At 64.7% G+C, this 21,277-nt stretch carries 17 protein-coding genes; 7 read left to right on the top strand and 10 right to left on the bottom strand.

From position 1 onward, the window contains the following. Positions 1–26: 26 nt before the first annotated feature. Positions 27–710, bottom strand: coding sequence for a hypothetical protein (locus HMPREF1023_RS12985; protein WP_009306883.1), 684 nt, complete (start codon positions 708–710; stop codon positions 27–29). A 303-nt stretch (positions 711–1,013) separates the two neighbouring features. Between HMPREF1023_RS12985 and HMPREF1023_RS12990 the strand changes: the two genes are divergently transcribed. Beyond that, positions 1,014–1,388, top strand: coding sequence for a type II toxin-antitoxin system RelB/DinJ family antitoxin (locus HMPREF1023_RS12990; protein WP_009306884.1), 375 nt, complete (start codon positions 1,014–1,016; stop codon positions 1,386–1,388). Beyond that, on the top strand, positions 1,381–1,875 hold the full coding sequence (locus HMPREF1023_RS12995) for a type II toxin-antitoxin system VapC family toxin (RefSeq protein ID WP_009306885.1): 495 nt from the start codon (positions 1,381–1,383) through the stop codon (positions 1,873–1,875). The genes HMPREF1023_RS12990 and HMPREF1023_RS12995 overlap by 8 nt, the downstream gene beginning before the upstream one ends. A gap of 89 nt (positions 1,876–1,964) precedes the next feature. Here HMPREF1023_RS12995 and glmU read toward each other — a convergent pair whose 3' ends face one another. Further along, a complete protein-coding gene (glmU, locus tag HMPREF1023_RS13000) occupies positions 1,965–3,335 on the bottom strand; it encodes a bifunctional UDP-N-acetylglucosamine diphosphorylase/glucosamine-1-phosphate N-acetyltransferase GlmU (RefSeq protein WP_009306886.1) in 1,371 nt (456 codons plus the stop codon). 56 nt (positions 3,336–3,391) lie between these two features. Then, entirely contained in the window at positions 3,392–5,206 is a 1,815-nt protein-coding gene (gene nhaA, locus HMPREF1023_RS13005) for a Na+/H+ antiporter NhaA (RefSeq protein WP_009306887.1), read from the bottom strand. A gap of 272 nt (positions 5,207–5,478) precedes the next feature. On the opposite strand from nhaA, the gene hpf reads away from it, so the two are divergent. Then, positions 5,479–6,060: a ribosome hibernation-promoting factor, HPF/YfiA family gene (gene hpf / locus HMPREF1023_RS13010; protein WP_009306888.1), complete on the top strand. Its 582-nt coding sequence runs from the start codon at positions 5,479–5,481 to the stop codon at positions 6,058–6,060. A gap of 4 nt (positions 6,061–6,064) precedes the next feature. Continuing rightward, positions 6,065–6,283, top strand: coding sequence for an acyl carrier protein (locus HMPREF1023_RS13015; protein ID WP_009306889.1), 219 nt, complete (start codon positions 6,065–6,067; stop codon positions 6,281–6,283). An 84-nt stretch (positions 6,284–6,367) separates the two neighbouring features. On the opposite strand, the gene HMPREF1023_RS13020 is transcribed toward HMPREF1023_RS13015, so the two are convergent. Then, positions 6,368–7,894: an FAD-dependent oxidoreductase gene (locus tag HMPREF1023_RS13020; protein ID WP_229041036.1), complete on the bottom strand. Its 1,527-nt coding sequence runs from the start codon at positions 7,892–7,894 to the stop codon at positions 6,368–6,370. A 211-nt stretch (positions 7,895–8,105) separates the two neighbouring features. Between HMPREF1023_RS13020 and HMPREF1023_RS13025 the strand changes: the two genes are divergently transcribed. Then, the gene (locus tag HMPREF1023_RS13025) at positions 8,106–9,647 is read left to right on the top strand and encodes a response regulator transcription factor (RefSeq protein ID WP_114552459.1); all 1,542 of its coding nucleotides are present in this window, start codon (positions 8,106–8,108) and stop codon (positions 9,645–9,647) included. A gap of 3 nt (positions 9,648–9,650) precedes the next feature. Here the strand turns inward: HMPREF1023_RS13025 and HMPREF1023_RS13030 are convergent, their stop codons facing one another. From HMPREF1023_RS13030 to HMPREF1023_RS13040, 3 genes are all read right to left on the bottom strand, one after another. Further along, a complete protein-coding gene (locus HMPREF1023_RS13030; protein WP_009306892.1) occupies positions 9,651–10,964 on the bottom strand; it encodes a folylpolyglutamate synthase/dihydrofolate synthase family protein in 1,314 nt (437 codons plus the stop codon). Between the two features lie 73 nt (positions 10,965–11,037). Beyond that, on the bottom strand, positions 11,038–12,516 hold the full coding sequence (gltA, locus tag HMPREF1023_RS13035) for an NADPH-dependent glutamate synthase (protein WP_009306893.1): 1,479 nt from the start codon (positions 12,514–12,516) through the stop codon (positions 11,038–11,040). A 1-nt stretch (position 12,517) separates the two neighbouring features. Further along, positions 12,518–13,372: a sulfide/dihydroorotate dehydrogenase-like FAD/NAD-binding protein gene (locus tag HMPREF1023_RS13040; protein WP_009306894.1), complete on the bottom strand. Its 855-nt coding sequence runs from the start codon at positions 13,370–13,372 to the stop codon at positions 12,518–12,520. Between the two features lie 285 nt (positions 13,373–13,657). On the opposite strand from HMPREF1023_RS13040, the gene HMPREF1023_RS13045 reads away from it, so the two are divergent. Then, the gene (locus tag HMPREF1023_RS13045; RefSeq protein ID WP_009306895.1) at positions 13,658–14,581 is read left to right on the top strand and encodes a CorA family divalent cation transporter; all 924 of its coding nucleotides are present in this window, start codon (positions 13,658–13,660) and stop codon (positions 14,579–14,581) included. A gap of 404 nt (positions 14,582–14,985) precedes the next feature. Here HMPREF1023_RS13045 and HMPREF1023_RS13050 read toward each other — a convergent pair whose 3' ends face one another. From HMPREF1023_RS13050 to HMPREF1023_RS13060, 3 genes are all read right to left on the bottom strand, one after another. Continuing rightward, entirely contained in the window at positions 14,986–15,621 is a 636-nt protein-coding gene (locus HMPREF1023_RS13050; protein ID WP_009306896.1) for a uracil-DNA glycosylase family protein, read from the bottom strand. A gap of 14 nt (positions 15,622–15,635) precedes the next feature. Continuing rightward, complete coding sequence (alr, locus tag HMPREF1023_RS13055) at positions 15,636–17,039, bottom strand: alanine racemase (RefSeq protein ID WP_009306897.1); 1,404 nt, start codon at positions 17,037–17,039, stop codon at positions 15,636–15,638. A gap of 63 nt (positions 17,040–17,102) precedes the next feature. After that, positions 17,103–18,638 (bottom strand): helix-turn-helix transcriptional regulator, encoded by a 1,536-nt coding sequence (locus HMPREF1023_RS13060; protein ID WP_009306898.1) that lies wholly within the window; start codon positions 18,636–18,638, stop codon positions 17,103–17,105. Between the two features lie 198 nt (positions 18,639–18,836). Between HMPREF1023_RS13060 and HMPREF1023_RS13065 the strand changes: the two genes are divergently transcribed. Further along, positions 18,837–21,272, top strand: a complete 2,436-nt coding sequence (locus HMPREF1023_RS13065) for a DMSO/selenate family reductase complex A subunit (RefSeq protein ID WP_009306899.1) — start codon at positions 18,837–18,839, stop codon at positions 21,270–21,272. Positions 21,273–21,277: the final 5 nt, after the last annotated feature.

The following is a 21,277-nucleotide window of genomic DNA, read 5'->3' on the forward strand; positions in this document are numbered from 1 at the left end:
TGCGCGGGCGGCGATCGGGCAGCGCTTTACCCGACCAGGGCCAGCATCTGCCGGCCGGCTTCCGTGGCTTTCCACGAACCGTCCCATGTAAGACCGCCCACGGTCTCCAGCTTGGAGATGAAGTAGCTGGGGAATACCTGCTTCGGGTTGCTCAGCGCGGGGTTGCCCTCAAGCGCCTGCTCGATGGCGGCCTTCGTCGCGCCGTCCTCGCACAGGGCGAGCACGATGGCGTATGCCTGGGCGTAGCCGGCAGGTTCGTCTTGCAGCATGCGGCCGAACCGCTTCGTCGGCTCGAACTGCGCCAGCGCCGCCCTGCCCGCCTCGGTGGTCCGCACCGTGTAGTCGACGGGCTGATCCTGCTTGTCGTCGCCCGGCTCGCACGCCGGCTCGGGAACCTCCTCGGTTTCCACGCCTCCGCAATCGATCATGATGCGCAGCAGCGCGTGGGCGTTCTGCGTGCTGAGGTTCAGCTCGGGACGCTGGCCGATGAGCGCCTCGGCCTCGCGATAGGGCATGCGCGTCTCGCAGATGGCAAGGCACGCGCACAGCGCCAGCGTGTTCGCGCGGTTCGCCTCGAGGCGCTTGACGACGGCTTCGACCGCGTCGTCGAAGTTTCGCTCATCGGCAACGGCATCAGCCCGGTTCGCGTCGGCGCGCCGATTGGCAGCGTCAGCCTGGGTCGCGTCGGCGCGCTGGTCGTCTTGTTTCATGATGTCCCCCGTTTCGCTCGTCTGATAACGCCCTGCCGATTCCTCCTCTCGGCTTCGAGCGACTTCACCTTACGGCGCGACGGACGGACGGAAAACGTCCGTAGTTCGTGAAAACGTGCGGCAAGCAAGGATATTTATGGGTGACGAACGCCACCAATAATGGATGAGTAAGGGTGTTGATCAGGTAAAACGTCTTGAAAGCGTACGAAACCCCTCTTTGCTGGCACACGATCAGACTTTGTTGCTATACATTTATATAGTTGCTATACTATATGGCATAGCATTGTCGAAGGGAGGTTTGTTATGTCGACGGAAATGGCGCAGATGAACACGCGCATCAGCCGCTCGCTCAAGGAGCGCGGCGATGCGGCGCTGGAGAAGGCCGGGATGACGCCGTCGCAAGCCGTCCGCAAGCTGTGGGACTTCGCCGCCCGCAATTCGCATAACCCGCAGATCATACAAAGCCTGTTCGACACCGAAGACGAAGCGGAGAAACGCGAAGCCGAGGAAGAGCGCGCGCGAAGGCGGGCCGTCGCTCTCAAAAGCGCGAATATCGTTGCCGACGCGTACGAACGAGCTGGGATCGAGCCTTCGGAGTGGACGAAGAACGCGTCGTACGCCGAGATGCGCGAGTACGCCTTGATGGAACGCTTGCGGGAGCGAGGCCTCGATGGTTAGCCAACGGCCCTCCCTCCTCATCGACACGAACGTCTGGCTCGACTATTTCCTCCCTGATCGTGCGGGAGGCAAAGAGGCGATCGACCTCATCGTATTCGCTTTCGAGTACGAATTCCCTCTTCTTTACCCCGCTGCCATCGTGAAAGACGTGTTTTACGTTGCCGTCTCGACGTTCAAGCGCATCGCTCGCGCAGAGAAGGGATCGCTCACCCAAAGCGACGCGGTAACGGCAACCGAAACCGCGTGGGGATGCGTGAACAGCATGCGAAAACAGGCCACCGCCGTGGGCGCGGACGAATCGGATCTCTGGACGGCGTGCAACCTCCGCAGCATCCACAACGACCTCGAGGACAACCTGGTGGTGGCCGCTGCGCAACGGGCGGACGCGACGTACCTCGTTACCAACGACGAGGCGCTCATCAAGCACGCCCCCGTCGCCGCGCTCGCCCCGGCCGACGCGTTGGCGCTGCTGAAAGCGACGTTGTAGGAAAGCTTCGCCTTCCCGATCATGGGCGACGCCTAGACTTGTCATCCTGAGCGCAGGCTGTAGGCCGGAGTCGAAGGATGACAAGATGCTTACTCCTGCCGCTCGCGCTTCTTCGCGGCCCACCCGGGGATTTCCCGTTGTTCCGGGCGCGTCAGAGCCAGCGCGTCGGGCGCCACGTCCTTGGTGATGCAGGAGCCCGCGCCGATGATCGCGCCTGCGCCGATGTTCACCGGCGCCACCATCATGGTGTCGCTGCCGATGAACGCGCCGTCGCCGATGGTGGTGGCGTGCTTCTTCTTGCCGTCGTAGTTGCAGGTGATGGACCCGGCACCGACGTTCACATCTTCGCCGATGGTCGTATCGCCGATGTAGGACAGGTGCGGCACCTTCGAGCCCTTCCCCACCGTGGACTTCTTGATCTCCACGTGGGTGCCGGCCTTCGCGCCCTCGCACAGATGCGCCGCCGGACGCAGGTACGCGCGCGGACCGCATGTGGCGCCGTCGTCGATCTGCGCTTCTACGGCCACCGTCTCGTCCACGACGCAGCCGCAGCCCACCGTCGTGTCGGTCAGGCGCGAGTCGGGGCCGATGACGCTGTCCTCGCCGATGCTGGTGGCGCCCATGAGCGTGACGTTGGGCAGCAGCTCCACGTCCTGCGCGATGGCCACGTCCGGACCGATCCATACCAGCTCGGGGTCGATCATGGTCACGCCGGCCGCCATATGCGCACGGTTGATGCGACGCTGGGCCAGCTTCGTGGCCTCGGCCAGCTGGATGCGCGAGTTCACGCCCAGGCACTCGGCAGGGTCGTCGCAGGCCAATGCCAACACGGGACGGCCAGCGTTGCGACAGATCTCCAGCACGTCGGTGAGGTAGAACTCGCCTTGCGCGTTATCGTTGCCCACCTGCCCGAGCGCGTCGAACAGCGCCCGCGCATCGAAGCAGTAGAACCCGGAATTGCACTCGCAGATGGCCGCCTCCTCGGGCGTGGCGTCCTTCTGCTCCACGATACGCGCCACCGCGCCCTGCTCGTCGCGCACGATGCGCCCGTAGCCGAACGGGTCGTCCAGCTGCATCGTGAGCACCACCACGGCCGCGTCGTTCTCCTCGCGCACGGCCGCAAGGCGCGCGATGGTATCGGCCGTGATCAGCGGGCAGTCGCCCGACAGCACCACCAGCGAGCCGTCGAAATCGGCTAGAGCGTCCTTGCACACGGCCACGGCGCCCGCCGTGCCGTTCTGCTCCGTCTGCACCACAGTCTGCGTGTCGGCCACCAGCGGCTCCACCTGCTCGCGCGCGTGCCCCACCACGGACACCACACGCTGGACGCCCGCCTCGCGCGCCGCGTCCACCACCCAGCGGACAAGCGGCTTGCCCAACACCTCATGAGCGACCTTCGGCTTTTTGGACTTCATCCGGGTGCCCGCACCTGCGGCCAACACGATAGCGGCAGCTTCCATATCGCTCCTTCGCAACGCAGTTCATCAAGGTTAAAAAGTATAGCGCAACGGCACGATCACCGTTCGTTTCGAGAGTCGGTATCGCCCGACACGCCCTCCACGTCCTCTTCCTCGTGGTGCAGGGCGCGGCGCAGCGCTTCCTCGCCGCCCTCGCGCAGAAGAGCCTCCTCCACGCTGAGCAGCGGAGGCTTTCCTTCGTCGTTGAAATCCTCCTGCACTTTTTCAAGCAGGTCGTCCTTGCCCTCCTCTTTCAGCACACGCACCACCTCGTTGCGCACCGCTTCGCGCACGTCCCCGATGGAGCCGCCGCCCAAAAGACCGGTCGGCCCTAGATCCACGACGATCTCGAACACGCCGCCGCGCTTCTTCGCCGCCTCGAGCTCGCTCTTGATGGCGGGATGATCCTCGATGCCGCGCAGCAGCTCCTCCGACTCGCGCGCAACCTCGCTGCCGGCAGTCTGACGAGCCACGTCGTCGCTCGAAGCCGAAACGTACGCCACGCCGCGCTTCTGCGCAGCCTTCGCCTGCAGCAGCAGGAACACGAAGCCCAGCACGCCGGCAAGCAGCGAGGCCGCCAGAATGGCCAGCTTCGCCGTGGCGATGTGCATCTCGTCGGTATAAGCAAGATTCGCCACGAAGATGGCCATGGTGAAGCCGACGCCTCCCAAGATGCTGGCTCCCAGCATATGGAACCAGTTCACGTTCTCGGGCAGCGAGGCCAGCTTGCTCTTGACGATCGCAAAGCTCATCAGCATGATGCCGAGCGGCTTGCCCACCAACAGGCCCAGCATGACACCGTACAGCACCGGATCCGTAAGCATGGAGCCGATGTCCATACCCGTGAAGCTGACATCGGCATTGGTCAAAGCGAACAAGGGCAGGATGCCGAAGTACACCCACGGATACAGCTTGTGCTCGAGACGAGTCGCCGGCGGCACAACCTGGCGCGTCACCTGGCTGAGATCCGCTACGGTCTTGATGTAGTCGCCCTGCGCGATGACGGGCGTCTCGGGCTGGAACGCGTCGCGCGCCTGACGAACCTTGTCGCCCGACCACGAAATGAAGCTCTCGAGATTAACGCGCGACCCCGACGGGATAACGAACGCCAGCAACACGCCCGCGATGGTGGAGTGAACGCCCGACATGAACACGCAGTACCACAGCACGGCACCCACCAGCAGATACGGCACCAACGAGTAGATGTGGCTGCGATTCATCAGCACCAGCACCACCAGCACGGCGGCGGCCATGCCCAGCCAGAACATCGACGGGCTGTGGCCGTAGAAGACGGCGATCACCAGGATGGCGATGATATCGTCGGCCACAGCCAGCGTGCTCAAAAACACGCGCACGCCGCTGGGAACGCGGTTGCCCAACAAAGCCAGGATACCCAGCGCGAACGCGATGTCGGTGGCGGTGGGGACGCCCCAGCCTTGCACGGTTTCGGGATTCGTCGCGTTGAACGCCAGGTAGATGCCGATAGGCGCCAGCACGCCGCCGATGGCCGCCATGATGGGCAGCAGAGCCTGGCGGATGTTCGTCAGCTCGCCCACCGTCAGCTCGTACTTCACCTCCAAGCCCACCAGCAGGAAAAACACGGCCATGAATATGTCGTTGATCACATGCGCCAGCGACATGCCCGCGAACGCGTCGCCGAAGAAGAAGCCCGCCTCGGTATGCCAGAATTCCAAGAACGCCTCGTACGCGCCCGTGTTCGCCACGATGAGAGCCACGACAGCCGCCAGCAGCATGGCGCCGGCCGCCTTGGTGGACGAATGGGTGAACTGGATGAGTTTCCTGTATCGTGCCTGATGACGCTGCACTTCGCTAATGAAGATACGCTGCGTTCCGTCTTGGTTCTGTTCGGTCATGGTGCCCTTTCGGCTTCGTCTTTTGGGGTATTATCCCTCATTTGCCCGATACGTTCGCGCAATTGTTACCCGTTTTTAGATCGATTTCACAACAGATCAAAATGACCGGGCAAAACGCTGAGAATTGCGCTATTCTGTACTCATCAGCTTAGGCGTTAGGAGTCGGCTTGGGATTCGCGTGGAGGGCATATCACCCGATCGCTCGTATGACCAGGTACGACGACGGCGACCGAGCTGTTTTTTTATTCGCCACGAGGTAAGAGGTGATCGCTATGAGCATTACCGTCACCGGACGCAAGATGCCTGTAACCGACGCGCTTCGCGAGTACGCCGAGGAGAAGATCGGCAATTCCATGAAGGTCATGGACATCGACCCGCTTGTTGCCGAGGTCGTGCTGTTCGTCGAGAAGAACCCTGCCAACCCCCGCCCCGCCGTCTGCGAAGTCACGCTGCGCACGAAGGGCCACATTATTCGTGTTGAAGAACACGAAGAGGACATGTACGCGGCCATCGACGTGGCCGCAGCCAAGGTGGTCCGCCAGCTGCGCAAGTACAAGACGAAGGTCGTCGACCGCAAGCTGCGCGCCGCCGACGAAACCATCCGCATGGCCGAGCCTGCCGCAGCGGGCGAGCTGGACGTGGACGGGCTCATGCAGGAACTTGCCGCCGATGACGAAGTGGTGCGCGTGAAGACGATCGAGTTCGAGCCGCTGACCGAGGAGGAAGCGCTCGTGAAGATCGACCTTCTGGGTCACGACTTCTTCGCCTACACCGACCGCGACAGCGGCATGGTGAACGTGCTGTACCGTCGCGACGACGGCGGCTACGGCCTGCTCAAGCAGACGGAGGAATAAGAGCATGGCAACCATCGACACCATCAAGACCATCCTCGAGGAGAACCTCGATATCGATCCGAACACCGTTGAGGAGAGCTCGACGTTCGACTCGCTGGGCATCGACTCGCTCGACATGGTCGAGCTGATCTGCGACCTCGAAGAGGCCTGCGACGTGGACTTCGGCGAGCCCGAGGGCCTCGACACCGTGGGCGCCCTCGTGGAGTACATCGACTCCTTGTAAGCACGACCCTGCAAGCAGCACCGCGAAGACCCGCCGATCGGCGGGTCTTCGCTTGTTCAGGGAGGGTGCTTTCAGCGGGAGGTCTTACGCGAGCGCTGCCTTGGCCGCGTTCTTGCCCGAGTAGCGGCCGGAAGTGTAGGACCAGTTAAGGCCGCAGCCGCCCGCCGGGTAGTCGTCGTAGATGAACGTGCCGCAGCACACCTCGCCCGCCGCGTACAGGTGCGGAATGGGCTGGCCGTTCGTATCGAGCACCTGGAACTCGGTGTTCACGCGGTAGCCGCCGAAGCTGCCGTGCGTGCACACGCCCATGGTCAGCACGTAGTAGGGAGCCTCCGTGAGCGGGACGAGCACCTCGGCCTTCTTCTTGAACTGGGCGTCCTCGCCCGCAGCGGCCAGCTCGTTGTACCCGTCGAGCGCCGCCTGCGCTGCGGCGCCGTCGATGCCGAGCGCTGCCGCGGCTTCGGCCACTGTGTCGCCCTGGGCGAACATGCCCTGCTCCAGGCCGAATTCGAACTTCGAGCGCAGGTCGTCGTCGAGCGCGTCCACCATGGCCTGGTCGTACACCGCGAAGAACTTCTGGTCGTCGAAGTGCGCCACATCATAGTAGATGTCGTGGGTCTGGCCGGCCTCGTTGGCGAAGCGCTCGCCCTTGGAGTTGATCCACAGCGCCTTGTTGCTGATCAGCTTCGACTGGCCCGGCTCGACCGGGCAGGCGAGGATGCCATTCGTGCCGCCGTGGCCCACGTAGTCCGCGCCGATGTCGAGGCCCATCCGCAGGCCCTCGCCCGTGCAGCCGACGCCCACTTCGGTGTACACGCTGGAATAGTCGGGCATGTACTCGTCGATCATGTCGGCGTTGCGACAGAACCCGCCCGTGGCCACGATCACGTTCTTCGCGTTGTAGAGCACCGTCGAGCCGTTCCCTCGCTTAGCGAGCACGCCGGTCACCGCGCCGCCCTCGTCCACGACAAGCGATTCCACCGTGGTGCCGAAGTGGAACTCGGCGCCCTGTTCCTGCGCGTACGCCGTGACCGCGCGCAGGTAGTCCATGGCGTTGTTCGAGCAGTTATGGCCGCGCGGAACAGGATCCTTGCCCTTCTTGGACACCGTTTCCTTGAAGGGCACCTTCAGATCCTCGTACAGCCAGTCGATGGTTTCCCCGAAATGCTCGGCGCAGAACTTCTGCACGTCGTAGTCCAGCTTGTCGCCGCCGCGCGACAGGAAGTACTCCAGCAGGCCCTCCGGCGTATCCTCGATGCCGGCCTCCTTCTGCAGCTTCGTGCCCGCGCCGTACAGCGTGCCGATGGCCAGCGAACTGGAACCCGCCAGCCACGCCATCTTCTCCACCAGCACGGTTTTCGCGCCGGCCGCCGCAGCCTGGCCCGCAGCCGTCACGCCGGCGCCGCCGCCTCCCAGAACCACCACGTCGTAGTCCATCGTCTCGTGCGCCTCGGCCGCCGCAGCCTGTTGCGGTGCGCAGCCGAACAGGCCGCCCAGCGCCAACGTGGCCAGGCCGCCGGTCATCGCCTGGGCGAACTGGCGGCGCGTCAACGGCACGGAAGCCCTCGTCGGCTGGGTGGCGGAGCGTCCCGTCTTGATTCCCGTCATCATTGATCCTTTCCTCCCTGGGGTTCTGCTTCATACCCTGCACTCTACGCACGATGCGCGCAGATCAGAAGCCACCTTCCGGGTGAAACCACCCGGTGCCGCCCAGATTCACCCGGAAGGTGTGAGGACGCGTTCTGTGCGTTGCGCACGCGTCCGCGCATGCTCGTATATACTGGTTGCCGTACCTCATCCCCAGAAAAAGAATCGAGGATCGATGCCGCACACGAGCGCCGCCGCTCGAACAAGCCAAATAATCGCCCTCATGGGCGGCACCTTCCTGCCATCGTTTCTCGGGCTGGCAGCCACGCGCGTCTGGCTGCAAGTGAACCTGTTCGCCTCGTACACCCAAAGCGACGACGGGCTGTTCACGGTGGTCAACAACCTCGCGTACGGCCTGGTGATGGTCATCGGCGCGGCCATCGCGCTGCGCAAGCCCTTCTCGAAGGGAGGCCGCACGGCGGTGGCGTGGCTGGGTTTCACGGTGATGACGTTCTCCACCGTGCTTATCTTGGCGGGCAAGGAGACCGGCGCGGTCGAGATCCTGGCAGTGGCCAGCGTCTTGGCCGGCATCGGCGGCGCGCTGGGCGGCGGCATGTGGACGGCGGCCTACGTGCGGCTGGGCCTGCGCCAATCGGTGCTGTACGGGTTCTTGTCGCTGGCCCTCGGATCCGTCGGCGGCTTGGCGCTGAGTTTCCTGCCCGACCTCCTCAGCTACACGATCAGCATGTTCATGCCGGCCATCGCGCTTTTATGCTACCAGCGCGCCATGAAAGCCGACGTGGGCCAGCTTCCCGCACCCGAGCCCGTATACGACAAGGAACCGCGCACCACCATGCTGTTCATCTTCGGCGGCTTGGCGGTGTTCGGGCTGGCGCTGGGCATCTCGCGCGGATTCCCGGCGGGCGAGCCGGTGCCTATGGACGCGCTGCAGCGCGTGGTGCACCAGATGGGCGTGGTGATCATCAGCCTGTTCATCATCTGGTGGTTCATCGTGAAACGCAAGCGGCTGAGCTTCTCGTTCCTCTGGCGCATCGAGATCATGCTGGTGGCCGTGGGGATGCTGATCCTGTCGGTGTTCCCCGGGCACTTCACGGGGCTGGCCATCGCCACCGTGAACATCGCCGACACGCTGATGCTGGGCGTGCTGTGGATCACGCTGCAGGACGTGGCGCGCCACGCCACCACCGACGTGTACGCCGTGTACGGATTCGCCTGGGCGTCGCGCGTGCTGTCGCGCGACGCGGGCCGCGTGCTGATCATGGTGCTGGGCGCGGTGGGCGCATCGTCGTACGCGGTGACCGCCGTCATCGGCATCGTGGTGTTCGCGCTGGCCGCCAGCATGGCGCTGCTGCTGTCGGACGGCATCTTGAAGATGCGGCCGCTATTCGCCGAGGACGAAGCGCCCAAACCGGAACGGCGCGCGAGGGAGCCGAAGCCGTCGGCACCCGTTGCAAGCCTGGCACCTGAAGCGTCGGGCGCGTTCGCCGCGCCGCAAGCGGCCGACGGAGCGGCGCCCGGGGTGCTGGACGCCAAGAAGGCGCCGAGCGCTCAGGACTGGTTCCGCGAGGAATTCGACCTGTCGGAGCGCGAGACGGAGGTCGCGCTGCTCATCGCGCAGGGGCGCAGCAAGGCTTACATCGCCGACGCGCTGTGCCTGTCGGAGAACACGGTGCGCACGCACGCGAAGAACGTCTACGCGAAGCTGGACGTGCATTCGAAGCAGGAACTGATCGACCTGCTGCAGAACAGGGAGTGAGGTCTACCCTGCCAGCAACTCCTTCAGCGCGCCAACGGAGTACAGACTGCCGAACGAGCAGATGAGGCCGTCGGGGCCGGCCAGCTCACGCGCATGCGCCAGCGCGTCGGCCATATCGCGCGCGACGTACGGGTTTACGCACGCCGAGCACCCCAGCAGATCCTGCCCGGTCCAACGGATGGCGCGCGCCAGCTTGCTGGCGGGCAGCGCGCGCGGATTGTCGGGTGCCACCGCGACGAACGCCGAGCCGTGCGGCAGCACCGTCTCCAGCATGACCGGATAGTCCTTGTCCTCCAGCACGCCGATAATAAACACGGGCTTGCGACCGGGAAACACGTCGACCAGCGAATCGACGAGCGCCTGAGCGCCCTGCGGGTTGTGACCGCCGTCTACGACGATGGTCGGTTCGCCCTCCCCCGCGCGCACGATCTCGAAGCGCCCAGGCCATGCGGCATCTGCGACGCCCTGGCGCACCGCTTCGTCGGATATGCGCCATCCGCGCTCGCGCAGCGCGACGGCCGTCTCGATAGCCAGCGCCGCGTTCGACGGCTGATACGAACCCAATAGCTTTGTGCGCAAGTTCGCAAAGCGCCCATACGAGAACGAGCGCACGGGAGCCCCGGGGGCGTGCCAGTCGACGGCCCCCACGGCAAGCTGTGCGAAATCGGGCACCGTCAGCGTATCGTCGGCCGCGGCTGCGGCCGCTTCGACCACGGCCATGACCTCGGCGTCCTGCGGCCACGACACCACGGCCGACCCCGGTTTGACGATGCCGGCCTTCTCGCCCGCGATGGCGGCCAGCGTGGTACCGAGCAGCTTCGTGTGGTCGAGGCCGATGCGCGCGATGACGGCCGTTTCGGGCGCGTCGATGACGTTCGTGGAGTCCAGGCGCCCGCCGAGGCCCACTTCCAGCACCACGATGTCGCAGCCCTGGCGCGCGAAGTGCACGAGCGCCACCGCCGTCATCAGCTCGAATTCGGTGGGGTGATCGGTCATGGCCTCGGCCTGCTCCTTCACGAGCAACGCGACCTCGGCCAGTTGGTCCAGCGCGATGTTAACGCCGTCCACGCGGATGCGCTCCTCGAACGTGATCAGGTAGGGGCTGGTGAACAGCCCCGTGCGCAAGCCGGCCGCTTGCAAGATGGAAGCCAGGTACGCGCAGGTCGAACCCTTGCCGTTCGTGCCGGCCACGTGCACGAACTTGAGGCGGTCCTGCGGACGGCCCAGCCGGTCGAGCAGCTCGCGAATGCGATCGAGCCCCAAGCGCGATTCCATCCAGCGGGGCTCGTTGATGTAGGCGATAGGATCGAACGGCATATCCAGCCTCCCAAAAAAACACGAACGAGTGTTTCAAATGAAACACTCGTTCCCTTGTACAACGGTATTCAGTCTAGTCCTGCGTCAAATACTCCGCGATGCCCGCGGCGGCGCGCTTGCCGGCACCCATGGCCAGGATCACGGTGGCCGCGCCGATGACCGCGTCGCCGCCGGCGAACACGCCCGGCTTCGACGTGGCACCCGTGTCGTCGTCGGCCACGATCAGGCTGCGAGGCGTCACCTCGAGGTCCGGCGTGGTCTTCGCGATCAGCGGGTTGGTCTTCGACCCCACGGCGATCACCAGCATGTCGATGTCGATGACGAACTCGCTGCCCTCGACCGCCGTCGGGCGGCGACGGCCGCTCGCGTCAGGCTCGCCCAGCTCCATGCGCACGCATTCGACGCCGGACACCCAGCCCTTCTCATCGCCCAGGATGCGCGTCGGGTTCGTCAGCAGCTGGAAACGGATGCCCTCCTGCTCGGCATGGTGCACTTCCTCGGCGCGCGCCGGCATCTCCTCGCGGCCGCGGCGGTACACCACGGTCACCTCGGCGCCCAGGCGCCTCGCCGTGCGCGCGGCGTCCATGGCCACGTTGCCGCCGCCCACCACCACGCACTTCTTGCCAGCGTACACCGGCGTCTCGTACTCGGGGAACAGGTACGCCTTCATAAGGTTCACGCGGGTCAGCAGCTCGCTTGCCACCGACACGCCGTTGAGGCCCTCGCCCTCGATGCCCAGGTAGCTGGGAAGCCCCGCGCCCGTGCCCACGAACACCGCGTCGAAGCCGCGATCCTCCATGAGCTCGTCGATGTCGTAGAGCTTGCCCACCAGCGCGTTCACCTCGAACGACACGCCCTTGTCGCCCAGCTTCGACACCTCGCGCTGCACGAGGTCCTTCGGAAGACGGAACTCGGGGATGCCGTAGGTCAGCACGCCGCCCACCTTGTGCAGCGCCTCGAACACGGTCACGTCGCAGCCCAGCTTCGCCAGCTCGCCCGCGCACGTCAGCGACGCCGGGCCCGAGCCCACAACGGCCACGCGCTTGCCGGAAAGGTCGATCGATGCCGCCGCGTCATCGCCGGCCGTCTGCTCGACGAGCCCTTCGCCTTCGCACGCGAACTCCTCCATAGCCGCAGCCGCTTCCTCAGGGTGCTCGAACGCCCAGTCGGACGTGAAGCGCTCCAGACGACCGATAGAAACGGGCTCGCCGTTCTTTCCGCGCGTGCACACGCCCTCGCACTGCGTCTCCTGCGGGCACACGCGTCCGCAGATGGCAGGCAGCGAGTTCGCGCTCTTCACTATGGCGTACGCGCGGGCGAAATTGCCCTCGGCCACCTGCGCGATAAACTGCGGGATGGGAACGCCCACGGGGCAGCCGCCCACGCACGGAGCGTTCGGGCACTGGATGCAGCGGCGCGCCTCAGCTACCGCCTCTTCTTCGGAGTAGCCCAGAGCCACCTCGTCGAACGTCTGCGCACGCTCGACCGGATCGAGCTCCGGCATGGGAACGCGCGTCTTCTGCCTGTTCACCTCGTAGTTCGTCCGCGCCATGCTAGGCCCCCTTCCGCTCGTCGCCCGCATGCGCGCCGCACGAGCGTCCTTCGCGCGCCTCGGCCTCGAAGCTCCGGTACATCACGCCGCGACGCATGGCGTCGTCGAAGTCCACCAGATGGCCATCGAAGTCTGGGCCGTCCACGCACGCGTGCAGGTACTCGTCGCCTACCTTCACGCGGCAACCGCCGCACATGCCGGTGCCGTCGATCATGAGAGGGTTCATGCTCACGTACGTTTTGATGCCGTAGGGCTTCGTGGTGGCGGCCACGAACTTCATCATGATGACGGGGCCCACGGCCAGCACGAGGTCGTAGTCCGCTCCCTCGTCGATGCGCCGCTGCAGCGCCTGTGTCACCAGGCCCTTGTTGCCGTTCGAGCCGTCGTCGGTCATGATGATCTGGCGCGTAGAATGCTGGTTGATCTCGTCTTCCAGCAGCACAAGATCCTTGTTGCGGAAGCCGGTGATAACATCCACCTCGCAGCCATGGTCGTACAGCCACTTGGCCTGAGGAAACGCGATGGCTGTTCCCAAACCGCCGCCGATGACGCACGCGCGCTTCGCGCCTTCCAGCTCGGTGGGGTTGCCCAACGGCCCGGCGAAGTCCTGCAGCGCGTCGCCCGCTTTCATCTGGGCGAGGCGCATCGTGGTGGCGCCAACCGCCTGGAAGATGATCGTAATCGTGCCCGCCTCCGGGTCGCAGTCGTTCATGGTCAACGGGATGCGCTCGCCCTGCTCGTCGATGCGCAGCATGATGAACTGACCCGGCTTGATCTTCTTCGCGATCTCGGGCGCGCGCACCACCATGCGCGTCACCTCGGGATTGAGCGCCTCTACCTGTTCGATGGGATACACGTCACTGCCCTTCTCGTCTCAGATACAAAAGCAGCACCGAAAGCGGTGCCGTCTCGTAGATGTGGCCGTCAGTATAGCAAAGGCGCTGCCGCACCTATGTTACGAGCATGTTTCCACCCGGCCAGTGGAGGAAATCGCGCCGGAAGGGTTTCTCAATGTTCTGGCGTGCGTCAACAATCCCCCAACGGAGCAACCGGAGAGCATGCAGGGAGGCTCCTGCATGGTAAGCTGGGGAATCGTCCGGTCCGCGGGCAAGACGCCCGGGGTTTCGTTTGGGAGAACGCGATGGCTCACCTCTACTTTCTGCACAACCGCCTGCAAGCCGCCCCGGCAGGCACGCCCATCGACGCCGATCAGCCGGTGGTCGAAGTGCTCAACTCGCTGGAAATTGGCGAGGCCTGCTTCCTCAGCTCCGAGACGCGGGAGTCGCTGCGCTCCATATACACGGTCGAGAACACCTACCTCGATGTGTTCCCCCACTGCCTCATCGGATCGTTCGCCGTGCCCAACAAGAACCACATCCTGTTCGACCCGCTCTGCTTCGCGTTCTACTTCGACGCCACGCATCTGGTGTTCCTCGACGACGGCACCACCTGCGCGCGCGTTCTCGAGGAAATCGCCTCGCAAGGCGTTTTGAAGCAGCCCACCGTCGGTCACTGCCTGTTCGAGTTCATGAAGATGCTCATGAAGAACGACCTCTCCTTCCTGGCCGATCTGGAGGATCGCATGGAGGACGTGGAGGAGTCCATCATCGATCGCGGCAAGAACGCCAACAGCCGCACCATGCTGACGTTCCGGCGCAAGCTGCTGCGCATCGACACGTACTACCAGCAGCTGGTGGACATGGCCAGCGGCATAGCCGAAAACGAGAACGGGCTGCTCAGCAAGGAGGAAAGCCGCCTATTCCTGGTAGCGGAACGTCAGGCCGAACGCCTGTTGAAGCGCTCGCTCACCCTCAAGGAGTACAGCTTGCAGTTGCGCGAACTGTACCAGACGCAAATCGACCTGCAGCAGAACAACACGATGCAGTTCTTCACGGTTATCACCACGTTGTTCGCGCCGCTGACGCTGCTGACCAGCTGGTTCGGCATGAATTTCACGAACATGCCCGGCCTTGACTGGCGCTGGGGCTACGAAGCCATCATCGCCGTATCGGTAATCATCGTCGTGATCGAAATCATCATCTTCAAGCGCAAGAAGTGGCTGTAGTGCCTCACCCCCTCCCGCGCATCCAACGAAGACCCAGATGGCAAAAAAGCATCGAATTCGGAAGTTGCCGCCTGGGATCGACTGCGAGCCGACCGTGCTCCGGATAACCACCCCGCATAATGCCTGATTGCGAAGAGCACTTCTTCTGGTGCCGCGCACGGCGCTTGCTCAAGGCTTGCGATGCATTCCGAATTCGATGCTTTTTTTGCCATTTCGGCCTCGATCCGCTGCACGAGCGCCAAAGGGGCGATCCCGGATCGAAGGGGGCTGCGCACTAAGTCAGCCGCTAACGAAAGAAATCAGCTGTTTTTCGTTACGCTGCGAAAAGGCCCCGCTATCGAAAGAAACCTTTCGATAGCGGGGCTGTATGAGGCAAGGGGGCGGACGGCGCTTGCGCCGAGCCGTTACAGCAGCGGCGGTTGCTCGACGTGCGGGGGTTCGGCGGCTTTGGCGGCGGCCTCCGCGGCCCGTTCGGCTTCGCTTGCGCGCAACAGCTCGCCCAGCGTGGCGAAGTCGTTCTCCAGCGCCTCGCGCTTGGAACCGTCGTACAGCGCGGCCGCCGGGTGGAAGATGGGGAACACCTTGAACTTGCCGGCGCGCTGCACGGTGCCGTGCAGGCGTGTGATGCCGATATCCGTCTTCAGGATGAACTTCGTGGAGAAGTTCCCCAGCGTCACCAGGAACTCGGGATCGATGGTGCGCGTCTGCTCGCGCAGGTACGGCGTGCATAGCTCGATCTCCTCGGGGCGCGGGTCGCGGTTTCCGGGCGGGCGGCACTTCAGCACGTTCGCGATGAATACATCCTCGCGAACGAGCCCGGCAACGGCCAGCAGCTCGTTGAGGTACTTGCCTGCCGCGCCCACGAAGGGCTCGCCTTGCAGATCCTCGTTCTTGCCCGGCGCCTCGCCGATGATCATGACGCGCGCTTCGGGGTTGCCCACGCCGAACACCGTCTGCGTGCGACCGTCGGCCAAGGGGCATTTGCGGCACCCTTCCACCTGCGCGCGTATCTCGTCGAGCGGAATATGCGGCTTGGTCATGCGAATCCCCTTTCCTACACGTACACGCGCGGCATGCGCAAGCTGAACCCGCAGGCCAGCTCGTAGTTGATGGTGCCCAGCGTGTTCGCCATGTCGTCGAGGGTGATCACGGAATCGCCCTCGCGTCCCACCAGCAGCACCTCGTCGCCAATCATCGGATCGAGCCGGCGCCGGCTGCCGTACACCCGCAGATCCACCTCGAACATGCACTGGTCCATGCAGATGTTGCCCACCTGATGGCAGCGCTGCCCCTTGAGGATCACGTCGGTGCGCCCCGACAGGCCGCGACGCAGACCGTCGGCGTACCCCACGGGCACGGTGCATATCTTCACGCTGCCGGGACTGCGGTAGTTCATGCCGTAGCTCACGCCCTCGCTCATGGGCACCGTGCGCACGTCGGTGATGCGCGCGTGCACGCTCATGGCGGGGTGCAGGTCGATCATCGGACGCGTGACGATCGACGGATGCAGGCCGTACATGGCGATGCCCAGGCGCACCATGTCGAACTGCACGTCAGGATAGCGGATGGCCGCGGCCGAGTTCGCCGCATGCACGATGCCGGGGTTGACGCCTGCCGTGCGCAGCGCCGTGACGGCCTCGATGAACCGCTTCACCTGGATCTGGAAGTCCAACGTCTCCGCGGAGTCGGCCGTGGCGAAGTGCGTGAACGTGCCCACGAGGTCGAGCGCGCGATGGAAGCTCACCTGCCCCATGAACTCGACCACTTCGTCGTGGCGCACGCCGATGCGGTTCATACCCGTGTTCACCGCCAGGTGGTACGGAGCGCGCACGCCGTACGCGTCGGCGGCCTCGGCGTACTGGATGGCGAACTCGGAGGTATAGACGCTCGGCATGACCTTGTAAGCCAGAAGCAGCGGGATGGCCGTCTCGGGCGGCTGCGAAAGAACGAGGATGGGCGCGTTTACCAGCGCCTCGCGCAGCTCGATGGCTTCGTTCACCGTGGCCACGCCCAGGTAGTCGGCGCCGGAGTTGAGCGCGGTCTTGGCACAGCGCACCGCGCCGTGACCGTATCCGTCGGCCTTCACCACGGCCATGAGGCGCACGCCGTTGTCGATGCGCTGCTTGACGGCGCTCGTGTTATGACGGATGGCGTTGAGGTCGATCTCGGTCCACGACCAGCGGCGGTCGACGTCGGGAATGAGGCGCAGCTTGTCGGGGTCGAATTGGGCCGGCTCGCCGTCGGGCCGCGCGTGGTCGCGCGCGTACTGGAACGCGCCCTCCGCTCCGCTGCTGAACGCCGCCGTGGCCGCCTCGTACGCGCCCTTGTTGGCCGCGTTGCCCGCCGGAGGCTGCTCGCCTACGTATCGCGGCGTACCCATCGCCGCGCTCGCCGACACGAAGCCGTTGGGCCTGCGTTGCGAGAAACCGGTGAACCCGTTGGGAAGATCCTGTGCCATGCTCTACGCCTTTCAGTCGATCGGGCATCAGTATAGCACTTGGGATCGTGGCGAAGCCCGCCCTCATTCATGCAGCATGTCCAACAGCTCTTGACGACGGTGGATGTCGAGCTTCGTGTAAATGTGCTTCGCGTGCGTGCGCACGGTGTTCTCGCTGATGACCAGGCGCTCGGCGATGGCGGCCATGCTGTTCCCGCGCGCGATAAGCTCCATGACCTCCGTTTCGCGCGTCGACAACCCGTGCGCCTCCTGCAGCATGAGACATTGCTTCGACGTGCGATCGCGGATGACGCCCGCGTCTTCGGATGCCGAAGGGCGATTCCGTCGGCGCTTTGCCGCAGGTTTCGCCGCCTTCTGCTGCCGCGGCTCCTCCGGCGCGCCGACCGCCAGGAACTCGATGGGATCGGCCGTCACCGTGCCCTTCGCCGCCAGCGATTTGAACAGCGTGCCCGTGGCCGCCAGCAGCGTGAGGCCCAGCACGTAGCTCGATACCATGGCCACGATGAACAACCACTCGCGACCGCCGATCCACATGAAGTCGCTCACCCAGCCCAGCAAGAAGCCGGCGCTCTGCATGATGTAGGCCACGCCGCCGAAGAACCCGTAGATGAACACCGGGTTGATGCCGCGGTCGCGCGAGATCTGCGCGCACTGCATCATCATGAGCATCTGCACTAGCGAGAACACCATGTACGTAAGCGCCGCGAACAGGTTGAGATAGGTCGCACCCAAAAACGGCAGCAGCAAGAACCCCGTGATGATGAGCGGATACACCACACGGAACACCGAGGTCAGCCCGAACCGGAAGCTCATGCGGTACCACAGCACCAACAGCACCACCGCCGACACCAACGAGCCCAGCATCGACGCGCTGTTCACCACTGCGCCGATATCCTCGTGCAGAAGCGCGATGCCGCGGATGACGCCGCTGGCGAACGCGAGCGACCCCACGCACAGCGCACTGCGCCAATAGTCGGCCACCACCTGCCGATACACGCGCGGATGCTGCTGCGGCACGTCCTCGAACATAGGCTGGTCCACGTGCATCTCGCGCACCGAAAGCGCGATGCAAAGGCCGCACAAGGGCACGAACACGAGCGGTATGAGGAAAGCCGTCAGCGCGATGGGCACGAGGTACAGCGCAAAGTAGATGAGCGGCGCGATGGCCGTGCCCACGATGAGCCGCAAGTTGCCCTCGGCCGACGGCAGCGACGCGAAGTAGCGCTGCCATAGCATGAACATGCCCGCGCACCCGATGCCCAGCAACACGCCACCGGCGAACACCAGCGGGAGCGTGGCCGCCTGCACGTACATGGCCGCGATAAGGCAGGCCGACCCGGCGAACACCAACAGCGCGCTCAGCGACACCAGCATCACACGCGCGCCGCGCGGAAAGTAGTACGATCCGAGCATGCTGGCTACGAACGCGCCGCCGAACGCGAGCGCCTGGGCTAGGAAGAACGTGAGGGTGATCTCCGCCGTCTGGAATTCGAGCGGCAGAAACGGGAAGACACCGCCCCAAATGGACGTGGCGTTCACCGTGAGAAAACATGCGTAGCCCCAACTGGACACATGCATGCGCGATGAGCTTTGCTCCACGACCCCTCCTATCCCAGCTTGCACGACGCTTCGCATGGTAGCATAGCCGTCGGCTCCGAAACGGGGGATTCAGAGAATAGTGATGACTCCTACCTGGGGTTTTGTTCTTAAATCACATGACGAGTGTGATTCCCCCGCCAGCTGTTTCCGGTACTTTGGAACAGGCGAGAGGAACAATCGAAGCAAGAGGAGGGAACCATGACCATGAACGAATCGAGCGTATCGCGCCGCACGTTCGTCAAGGGATCGCTGGCCGGCCTGGCGCTTGCCGGCGCTGCCGGATCGACCGCGCTGTACGGCTGCGCGCCGAAGGACGAGAAGGGCGCCGCAAGCGAGGGCGCGGGCGCATCGACCGACCAGATCTCGTGGAGCCAGTGCAACGTCAACTGCGGCGGCAACTGCGTCTTCCAGTGGCACTCCCAGGACGGCAAGATCGTCTACATGGAGTCCGACAACACCGGCGACGTCGATCTGCAGGCACGCGCCTGCCTGCGCGGCCGCTCCATGCGTCGCTGGATCAACAGCCCCGACCGCCTGACGAAGCCCATGAAGCGCGTCGGCAAGCGTGGCGAGGGCAAGTTCGAGGAGATCAGCTGGGACGAGGCCATCGACACCATCGCCAGCGAGCTGAAGCGCGTCATCGACACGTACGGCAACGACGCCATCTACGTGAACTACGCCACCGGCATGTACTCCACCACCGGCAAGCAGCCGGGCCTGCGCCTGCTGGGCCTGCTGGGCGGCTACATCAACCAGGCGTACGACTACTCCACCCACATGCTGCAGGTGGCGCTGCCCTTCATGTACGGCAGCAAGTGCAGCCCGTACGACAACGTGCACGCTTCCTCGTTCTCCGAGGCCGAGCGCGCCTCCGACCTTGTGGTGATGTTCGGCAACAGCCCGGCGGAAACCCGCATGGGCGGCGCGAACGCCGTGTGGGACTTCGCGAAGGTGCGCGAGTCCGTCACCGGCCGCGGCGGCAAGATCGTCAACATCGACTACCGCATGAACGAGTCGTGCTCGGGACACCCGGACGAGTGGCTGCCCATCCGTCCCGGCACCGACGCCGCGCTGGCGTCCGCCATCGCGCACGAGTGGATCGCGAACGACCAGGTGGACAAGGGCTTCCTGGACGAGTACTGCGTCGGCTACGACGAGGACACCATGCCCGAGAGCGCCAAGGGCCAGAACAAGTCCTACAAGGACTACATCATGGGCACCGGCTACGACATGGTAGAGAAGACCGCCGAGTGGGCCGCCCCCATCACCGGCATCCCGGCCGAGCGCATCAAGCAGCTGGCAGCCGACATCGCCGCCGCCGAGGCGCCGTTCATCTGCCAAGGCTGGGGCCCGCAGCGCCACACGAACGGCGAGGACACGTCGCGCGCCATCTGCATGCTGCCCGTGCTCATCGGCAAGATCGGCCTGCCCGGCACGAACACCGGCCAGCGCGAGGCCGAACCGCCCACCTATCTCGTGGGAAGCCTGCCGTTCGAGAACCCCATCAAGACGGCCATCCCGGTGTACCAGTGGATCAACGCCGTGGACCACGGCAAGGAGATGACGGCCACCAACGCCGGCATCGTGGGCGCCGACAAGCTGAACAACGACATCAAGTTCCTGTGGAACTACGCGGGCAACTGCATCACGAACCAGCACGGCGACATCAACTACACGCACGACGTTTTGGCAGACGAGAGCAAGCTGGAGTTCATCCTGGTGTGGGACACCGTGATGACCGACTCCGCCAAGTACGCCGACATTCTGCTGCCCGACGCCATGCGCTCCGAGCAGCTGAACATGCAGACGCAGGGCTACTCCGAATACTACACCGCCGTCGTCGTGGGCGGGCCCGCGCAGGAAGCGCCGGGCGAGTGCCGCTCCAGCTACGACGTATGCGCCGACATCGCCGACAAGTTCGGCAAGAAGGACGCGTTCACCGAGGGCAAGACGCAGGAAGACTGGATCAAGGAGCTCTACGAGGCCGGCGCGAAAGCCGACGGCAACATGCCCACCTGGGACGAGATCAAGGCCCAAGGCGTGTACAAGCGTCCGCTGGAGCCGGCCATCGGCCTGGTGGACTTCCGCACCGACCCGGTGAAGAACCCGCTGTCCACGCCGTCGGGCAAGATCGAGATCTACTCCGAGCAGCTGGCCGAGATCGCCGCCACGTGGGAGCTCGAAGAGGGCGACGTCATCAACCCCATCCCCGTGTTCACGCCCGGCTTCCAGGGCTACGGCTCGGTGACCGACGAGTACCCGCTGTACTGCACGGGCTTCCATCACAAGAGCCGCACCCACTCCTCCTTCGGCTTCATCCCCGAGCTGGAGCAGGTGGCGCGCCAGCAGCTGTGGATCAACCCCGCCGACGCCGAGTCGCGCGGCATCGCCAGCGGCGACACGGTGGCCGTGAAGAGCCCCGCCGGCGAGATCCGCATCGAGGCTTTGGTCACGTCGCGCATCATCCCGGGCACCATCGGCATCCCGCAGGGCGCGTGGCACAAGGCCGACATGAACGGCGACCGCGTGGACGAGGGCGCGTGCGTCAACACGCTGACCACGTACCGCCCGACGCCGCTTGCCAAGGGCAACGGCCCGGCGCACTCCATCATCGCCCAGATCACGAAAGCCTAACGGGG

This window comes from Eggerthella sp. 1_3_56FAA (assembly GCF_000185625.1).
Classification (GTDB): domain Bacteria; phylum Actinomycetota; class Coriobacteriia; order Coriobacteriales; family Eggerthellaceae; genus Eggerthella; species Eggerthella lenta.